This window comes from Kitasatospora sp. NPDC057738, assembly GCF_042798815.1.
Taxonomy (GTDB): Bacteria; Actinomycetota; Actinomycetes; order Streptomycetales; family Streptomycetaceae; genus Kitasatospora; species Kitasatospora lactacystinica.
This window is the reverse complement of the sequence record NZ_JBHVJT010000029.1, coordinates 87679-96453: the sequence shown is the minus strand read 5'-3', so window position 1 is coordinate 96453 and position 8775 is coordinate 87679. Positions and strand designations below refer to the sequence as shown.

General features: G+C 70.6%; 3 protein-coding genes. All 3 read left to right on the top strand.

The features are described 5' to 3' along the window. A partial coding sequence (locus tag ACFVGO_RS18115) for an amino acid adenylation domain-containing protein (RefSeq protein ID WP_380632746.1) occupies positions 1–5871 on the top strand: 5871 nt, incomplete at its 5' end. A 43-nt stretch (positions 5872–5914) separates the two neighbouring features. Continuing rightward, positions 5915–6919 (top strand): class I SAM-dependent methyltransferase, encoded by a 1005-nt coding sequence (locus tag ACFVGO_RS18110; protein WP_380632743.1) that lies wholly within the window; start codon positions 5915–5917, stop codon positions 6917–6919. Between the two features lie 12 nt (positions 6920–6931). Next, positions 6932–8641, top strand: a complete 1710-nt coding sequence (locus ACFVGO_RS18105; RefSeq protein ID WP_359897285.1) for a carbamoyltransferase N-terminal domain-containing protein — start codon at positions 6932–6934, stop codon at positions 8639–8641. Positions 8642–8775: the final 134 nt, after the last annotated feature.

Below are 8775 nucleotides of genomic sequence, written 5' to 3'. Positions count from 1 at the left end.
ATCGAACTCGGCGAAATCGAGTCCGCACTCGCCCGCCACCCCGACCTGAAGGCCGCCACCGTCCTCCTGCGCGAGGACACCCCCGGCGACCGCCGTCTCACCGCCTACACCGTCCCGGTCACGGCCGGCGCGGAACCGGGCGTCGCGGACCTGCGTGAATGGTGCGCCCGCACCCTGCCGACCCACATGGTCCCCAGCGCCTTCGTCCACCTGGACGAACTGCCGCTCACCGCCAACGGCAAGATCGACCGCAAGGCCCTGCCCGCCCCCGGCAACCACCGCCCACGGCTCGGCGCCGACTACACCGCCCCGAACACCCCCGCCGAAGAAGCCATCACCCGCATCTGGGCCGAGGTCCTCCGCGTCGACCGCGTCGGCGTCCACGACAACTTCTTCGAACTCGGCGGCGACTCCATCCTCACCATCCAGGTCATCTCCCGCGCCAAACGCTACGGCCTGCACCTCACCCCACGCATGATCTTCCAGCACCAGACCGTCGCCGAGATCGCCCGGCACGCCGAGGAGGGCGCCGTGGTCTGGGCCGAACAGGGGCCCGTGCAGGGAGAGGCGGCGCTGACCCCCATCCAGCACTGGTTCTTCGGCCTGGAGATGTCGAACAGGGCGCAGTTCAACCAGTCCCAGCTCCTGGAGACCGAGGGGCTCGACCTCGCGACCCTGGACGCGGCCCTGGCGCTGCTCGTGGAGCACCACGACGCGCTGCGGCTCAGGTTCGAGCACGGTTCCGACGGCTGGCGCCAGACCCACAGCCCCGACGAGCCGGCGCCGTGCACGGCGCACCACGACCTGTCCGGGCTGCCCGACGACGACATGTGGGCCCGGATGCGGGCCGCTGCCGACGAGGTGCAGCAGGGCATGGACCTCGCGTCGGGCCCGCTGCTGCGCGCGGCACTGTTCGACCTCGGCGCCCGGCGGGGCCAGCGGCTCCTGCTCGCCGTCCACCACCTTGCCGTCGACGGCGTCTCCTGGCGGATCCTGCTCCAGGACCTGGCCGACACCTACCAGTCCCTCGCGGTGGGAGAGCGCCCCGTACTGCCCCTGAAGACCACCTCGTACCAGGCGTGGTCCGCCCGGCTTCAGCACTACGCGACCACGCCCGCGGCGACCGACGAACTCGACCACTGGACCCGGCCGCACACCTCCGGGCCGATCCCGCGGGACCTGCCCGGCGACAACTCCACCGCGTCGTACGACGCGGTGACGGTCACCCTGGGCGGTGAGGAGACCGCGGCGCTGCTGCGCGACGTTCCCCGCACCTTCGACGTCCGGATCAACGACGTGCTGCTGACCGCCGTCGCGCAGGCCGTCACGGCGTGGACCGGCGGGTCGAGCACGCTCCTCGCACTGGAGGGGCACGGCCGGGAGGACCTGTTCGAGGACGTGGACCTGTCCCGCACCGTGGGCTGGTTCACCAGCATCTTCCCGGTCGAACTGCGTCTCGCAGCCGGCCGCGGCCCGGCGGAGTGCCTGGTGGACGTCGGCGCTCAGCTGGCAGCGGTGCCCCACAACGGCGTCGGGTACGGAATTCTGCGCCACCTGGGAACGGACGAGACGCGGCACAGCCTGCGCGACGCGGCCCGGCCCGAGATCAGCTTCAACTACCTCGGGCAGTTCGACGGCGACGTCCCGGGCCTCGGCCGGCCGGCCGACGCCGGGGAGCCTCACGGCGGGTCCGTGGACCCGGACGGACAACGCGCCCATGTGATCGACATCGCCGCGAGTGTCCAGGGCGACCGCATGTCGCTGAGCGTCTCGTACAGCAGGAACATCCACGAGAGGCAGACGGCCGAGAAGCTCGTCGAAGGCGTGACCGCTGCCCTGAGGTCGCTGGTGCGGGCCCAGCGGGAGCGCGCGGCCGCCGGGGACACCCGGGACACCGAGCCCCCGACGTACGACCTGAGTCCCATGCAGACCGGCATGCTCTTCCAGTCCTTGGCCCACACGGCCGAGGCGGCGGAAGTCCGGCCCTACGTCGTTCAGTTCGTGGACGAGTTCACCGGGCCGCTCGACGTCGCACGCTTCCGCAGCGGCTGGCAGCAGGTCGTGGACCGGCACGCCATCCTGCGCAGCTCCTTCGCCGTCGACGGCGAGAGCGGCGCCCGCCAGACGGTCCACGCCCGCGCCGGGATCGGCTTCGACGAGGTCGACTGGCGCGACGCCGGCGCCGACGCGCAGCGCGAGCGCCTGGAGCGGCTCCTCGCCGAGGACCGGCGCCGCGGCTTCGACCTGGAGCGGCCGCCGCTGATGCGCTTCACCCTGGTGCGGACCGGTGCCGACCGGACGATCGTGGTCTGGTCGTTCCACCACCTGCTGCTCGACGGGTGGAGCGCCCAGCTGGTCCAGCGGGAGTTCTACACGCGCTACCGCGCGGCTCTGTCGGGAACCGCCCCCGCGCTGCCCGAGCCCGTGCCCTACGCGCGCTACATCGAGTGGATCGCGGAGCGCTCGCAGTCCGAGGCCGAGGCGTTCTGGCGTCGCGCCCTGGACGGCCTCACCGGACCCAGCCCGCTTGGTGTCGACCGTGAGACCGGCGAAACCGGCTTCGGCGACACGGAGTTCGCGGTCGACAGCGAACTCTCGGCCCGCGTGGGCGAGTTCGCCAAGGCCCACCGGATCACCGTCAACACGATCATCCAGGGTGTGTGGACCCTGCTCCTGTCCCGCTACAGCGGCAGCGAGGACGTCCTCTACGGCTCCACGGTCTCGGGGCGCCCGGCCGACCTGCCGGACGTCGAGTCGATGGTCGGCCTCTTCATCAACACCCTTCCCGTCCGCGCCTCCGTCCCCCGTGACGCGCGGCTCGTCGACTGGCTCCGCACCCTGCAGGACGGGCACGTCGAGCTCCGCCAGTACGAGTACAGCTCGCTCGCCGACATCCAGCGGTGGAGCGGGATACCCGGCTCCCTGTTCCGCTCGATCCTCATCTTCGAGAACTACCCGGAGCTGCTGAGCGGCGACGACCTCCCGCAGGGGCTCAGCAGGCGCCGCCTCCAGTACGTCGAGCGCACCGGCTACCCCCTGGTCCTCGGAGCCGCCTACTCGGACAGCCGTCTCTACCTCCACCTCGTCCACGACCGCAGCATGATCGACGACGCCGCCGCGAAGCGCATGGCGGGACACCTGGAGCAGTTGCTCGCCACCATCCTCACCAGTGCCCCGGAGAGCACCCTCGGCGCCGTCGACCTGCTCACCGAGGCGGACCGGTCGCAACTCGCCCGGTGGGACGGCCCGCACCTCCCCCACGCCGACCACGTCCCGGTCCACGCACTCATCGAGACCCAGGCGCGGGAGAGGCCCGACGCGATCGCCGTGGAGTTCGGCGACGACACCCTCACCTACCGCGCGCTCAACGAGAGGGCGAACCAACTGGCCCACCACCTGCGGACCTTGGGAATCGGGCCGGAGACGATGGTCGGTCTGTGCCTGGAGCGCGGGCTCGACATGATCGTCACGGTGCTCGGCATCCTGAAGTCCGGCGGTGCCTATGTGCCGCTGGACACGCAGTACCCGGCCGAGCGCCTCGCCTTCATGATCGAGGACACGGCCCTGCCGGTGGTCGTCACCCAGCAGCACCTGGTCGGGCGGCTGCCCGGCTCGGTGGGCACCCTCTGCCTGGACCGCGGAGCCGACGCGGCGCTGCTCGACGCCGCCCCGGTGGACGATCCCGCACCGCTCGCGGGCCCGGACGACCTCGCGTACGTGATCTACACGTCCGGCTCCACCGGCCGGCCCAAGGGGGTCATGATCGAGCACCGGTCGATGAGCGACCGGGTCCAGGAGATGCGCCGCCAGTACGGGCTCACCCCGGACGACGCCTACCTGCAGTTCTCCTCGGTGACCTTCGACGGATCCGTCGGGGAGATCTTCCCGACGCTGATCGCCGGTGCCCGCCTCGTCCCCAGGGGCGACGACTGGACCCCCGTGGAGGTGCTGGAGACCATCCGGACGAAGGACATCACCGTCTGCCAGCTGCCGCCCTTCGTATGGAACGAGCTGATCTCGCACCTGGCGGAGGGAACCCGGCCGGGGCCACGCCTTCGGCTGATGAGCATGGGCGGCGAGCGGGTCCACGCGAGCTCCGTGGAACGCTGGTTCCGGCGCACCTCCGTACCGCTGTTCAACATCTACGGGCCGACGGAGACCACGGTCAACATGACCACGTGCCTGCTCACCGGGCCCGTGTCCGTCGTCCCGATCGGCGCACCGGTGGCGAACACCGACGTCCTGGTGGTCGACGGCACGGGCCGCCCGGCCCCGATCGGCGCTCCGGGCGAGCTCTGGATCGGCGGCAAGGGCGTCGCCCGCGGGTACCTCAACCGGCCCGAGCTGACCGCCGAACGCTTCGTCCGCGACCCCCGCCCCGGGGGTACTGCGGGGCGGATGTACCGGACCGGAGACCTGGTGCGCTGGATGCCCGACGGGCAGCTCGACTTCCTCGGCCGCATCGACGACCAGGTCAAACTCCGCGGCTTCCGCATCGAGTTGGGGGAGATCGAGTCGACGCTCAGCGCCCACCCCCGGCTCACCGCCGGCGTGGTGCTGCTGCGCGAGGACGAGCCGGGCGCGCGGCGCCTCGTGGCCTACTGCCTGGCCGCGGACGGCGACCGCCCCGCGGTGTCCGACCTGCGGGAGTGGTGCGCGCGCCGGCTGCCCGACTTCATGATCCCCTCGGTGTTCACCTTCCTGGACGTGCTGCCCGTCATGGCCAACGGCAAGGGGGTGGACCGGAAGCAGCTCCCCGCTCCTGAGGCGGACCGGGAAGAGGCCGGCACTCGGTACGTGGCGCCCTCGACGCCGACCGAGGCAATCCTGGCCGACATCTGGTGCGAGGTCCTGAAGGTCGACCGGGTCAGCGCGGACGCCAATTTCTTCGAACTGGGCGGCGACTCCTTCCTCGGCATGAAGGTCATCGCCAAGGCGCGGAGCCGCGGTGTGCGGATCACACCGAGGCTGCTCTTCCAGAACCCGACGATCACGGACCTGTCCGCACGCGCGACGACCACGCGGGCGACGACCACGCGGGCTGCGGCCGTCGGCACCCCCGCGCCGGACGGCGGCGCCCGGGTGTCCACCGTGACGCTGAACCGCAGCACGTCGCCGCGGACGCTGTTCGCCTTCCACGAGGGCGGCGGCAACGTCAGCGGATACGTCCACCTCGCCGAGGCGCTGGCCCCGACCGTCCGGGTGATCGGCATCGAGGCCCGCAGCGTGGCCTTCGACCTGCCGCCGGAGTCCGACGTGGCGGCGATGGCCCGTGGCTACTGGGAGACGATCCGGGCTCTGCAGCCCGAGGGGCCCTACCTGCTGGCCGGATACTCCTTCGGCGGCGCCCTGGCCATCGAGGTCACCCGGCTGATCGAGGAGTCCGGCGGCGAAGTCGCCCTGCTCGTGGCCCTCGACGCCTGCCTGCCGGTCAGCAGCGCCATGGACCTGGTCGCGCGCGACCATGCCGCCACCGCGGATCTGCTCGGCCGGCTGACCGACGCGGCGCCGGGCGACCCGGCCCGGTCCGAGGCCGTCGCCGAGCTGATGCTGGAGCTCAACCTTCCCGCGGACATGCTCGCGCTGCGCCGCGGCGAACTCCTCGCCCACCTCAGGACGATGGAGGCCCACACCCGGGCGCTCCTCCACTACCGGCCCCCGGCGGTCTCCTGCCCGGTGCTGCTCTACCAGGCGGAGAGTTCCCCCTGGTCGCTGTCCATCGCCGACAGCTGGTCACCCTTCGTGGCCGAACTCGATGCGCGGCCCACGCCGGGGGACCATCTGACCTTCCTGCGCGCGGCTCATGCGGGCGTGCTGGCCGGCGAAATCTCCAAGGCGATCGAGCAGTGCACCGCGAGCGGCGTCGAGTAGCGGCTCGTTTCACAGTTCTCTCCGTACGGACAGGAGTTCATTCATGCCGTCCCACCCGCCGTCCTCGGGCGATGTACGCGCGCTCTACGAGGAGTTCCCCTACCCGCTGCCGAATTCCGACACCGAGCCCATCTACGACGTCGCGATGGGTCTCGACCTGGTCCTTCCGTCCCTGGACGGTTGCCAGGTGCTGGACGCCGGATGCGGCACCGGGCACCGTCTGATCGGTCTCGCCCTGCAGTATCCGGACACCGAATTCCTCGGCGTCGACTTCAGTGAGCATTCACTGTCGGTGGCCCGGGGGTTGGCAAGGAATCACGACTGTGACAACGTTGACTTCCGGCATGCCGAGATCGGCGGCCGGCACTTGGGGCGCCATTTCGACCTCATCACCAGCACCGGGGTCATTCACCACCTGGCGGACCCCGCGGGTGGTGTGAATTGGCTGCAGCAGCACCTCAAAGACGATGGAATAGCCTACACTTGGTACTATCATCCGTACGGTGAGTTCGACCGCCTGCTGAATCGCCGGCTCGTCCACGTGCTGATGGAAAACTCCTCCGCGGACATCTCGAAGACGGTTCTCGCGGACCTGGGGCTCGCCCTTTCGGTCGAACAGTACGGCACGCGCACGTCCTTCGCGGAGGTCTCGGCGGCCACCCAACTCGCCGCCGACGCCGACGCCTACCTCCATCCGATCGTCAACGCGTACCGCTTCCAGGAAGCCGCGGACTTCTTCCGCGACGGCACGGACTGGACCGTCGTGCACGGAATCAACTGGGACGGCGGCTCCGGCCTCATCGACTCGGAGCACTGGGCCGAGGGAGAGTTCGGCACCCTCGCGAGCAGTGACCTGTTCGCGAGTACCCGGCTGCAGGAGATCTTCGCCGGCATGAGCCCCGAGGATCGGCTCCACTGCGTCGAACTCAAGCTGCGTCCGACCGGTTTCACCCTGCTGTCCGGGAACGAGGCCGGCCTCGCCCGGTGCACGGAGCAGACCCGAGCCAACGCCCGCAACGCCAACTTGCTTCGCACTCATGTCAGTTAGGAACAAGCGACCATGATCACAGCTGGCCTCAAGCTCACGCACAGCGGCGGACTGGCCCTCCTTGAGGACGACAGGCTCGTCTTCAACATCGAGGTGCAGAAGCTGGCGAACAACGCCCGCTACAGCCCCGTCGCCGATCTCCGGCTGATTCCCGAGATCCTCGCCGAACACGGCTTCAAGGTGTCCGACGTCGACAACTGGGCCCTCGACGGCTGGGACGGCGCGGACTTCGGCCGGCTCTCCGTTCTCGACCACGGCACACCGCTCGAACTCAAGGTCGCGCCCTACCGCGAGAACGACACCATCAACAGCCTGGTCCGCCCCGGAGTCACCGGCGAACTCCCCATCGGTGGCCACATGGTGAAGTACAACAGCTACGTCCACATGTCGAGCCACTTCGCCGCGGCCTACTGTCCGAGCCCCTTCGCCGCCCGCGGGGAGGACTCCTTCGTCCTGGTGTGGGACGGGGGCTGTTTCCCGCGGCTCTACTTCGTGGACGCGTCGAGCGGCACCGTCGAGAACGGCGGCGAGGTCTTCCCGCTGATCGGCCACTCGTACGCCATGGCCGCACAGTACTTCGGGCCGTGGGCCCGCCGGGCGGGCGACCGTTCGCGGGTCGTCGACGACCTCTCCGTCGCCGGGAAGCTGATGGCGTACATCGCCCTCGGCCGGCCGAAGGACGCCGTGCAGGAGGCCCTGCGCGACGCCTTCCACCGGAACTTCGAGGCGCCGACCGGGTCCGTCGCCGAGTACCGCCGCGCCGTGATCGGCTGCGGCAGCAACGGCGAGCCCTCGCACCGCTACACCCACGCCTACCTCGGCGACGCCGCCGAGCACATCGCCGCACTCGGCGTCCCGGACGAGGACGTCCTCGCCAGCATGCACCAGTTCATGGAGGACCTCCTCGTCGAGCGGATCGTCGAGAAGATCACGCGCTGGAAGGGCGAAGGTCCCTGGAACCTCGCCTTCGCCGGCGGGTGCGCGCTCAACATCAAGTGGAACAGCGCCCTGCGCGCCCACCCGCTCTTCAACGACGTCTGGGTGCCGCCGTTCCCCGACGACTCCGGCTCCGCCATCGGCACGGCGTGCGCCGAGTACGCGCACGGCAAGGGCGTCTCGGCCGTCCAGTGGCACCAGCGCCTGGGGCCGGACCTGGTCTCGACGCCCCGCACCCCGGCCGGCTGGACGGAGCGGGCCTGCACGCCCGCGGAGGTCGCCAGGATCCTGCACGAGAGCGGCAAGCCCCTGGTGTTCCTGCGCGGCCGCGCGGAACTGGGCCCCCGCGCGCTCGGTGCGCGCAGCATCCTCGCGCCGGCCAACGACCCGGCGATGAAGGACCTACTCAACGAGCTCAAGAACCGCGAGCACTACCGGCCGGTGGCTCCCATCTGCCTCACGGAGCACGCCCCCGAGATCTTCGACCCGGGCACCCCGGACCCGTACATGCTCTTCGACCACGACGTGCGCCCCGACTGGCTGGACCGCGTACCCGCCATCACCCACCTCGACGGCACCGCGCGCCTGCAGACCGTCAGCGACCAGGACGACCCGGTGCTCGCCGAGATCCTGCGCGCGTACCACGAGTTGAGCGGCATCCCGGTGCTGTGCAACACCAGCGCCAACCTCAACGGCCACGGCTTCTTCCCGGACGCGGCGTCCGCGATGGCATGGGGCCGCACCGAGCACGTCTGGGCCGACGGGGTGCTCTACAGCAGGGCCTGACGGGGAGCTCCCGACGGGAGCTCGACCCGCCCGCGCGGTTCACGGGCGTGCACCCTATTCCCGCCGCCCCTCCCCCCCCCTTCACCCACTTCCACCAGAAAAGGACAAGCCCCCATAGACCGCTTCCAAAGCCT

What these genes read in the sequence shown, in the direction of transcription:
- ACFVGO_RS18110 (WP_380632743.1), top strand. Translation starts at nt 5,915, where the DNA reads ATGCCGTCCCACCCGCCGTCCTCGGGCGATGTACGCGCGCTCTACGAG.
- ACFVGO_RS18105 (WP_359897285.1), top strand. Translation starts at nt 6,932, where the DNA reads ATGATCACAGCTGGCCTCAAGCTCACGCACAGCGGCGGACTGGCCCTC.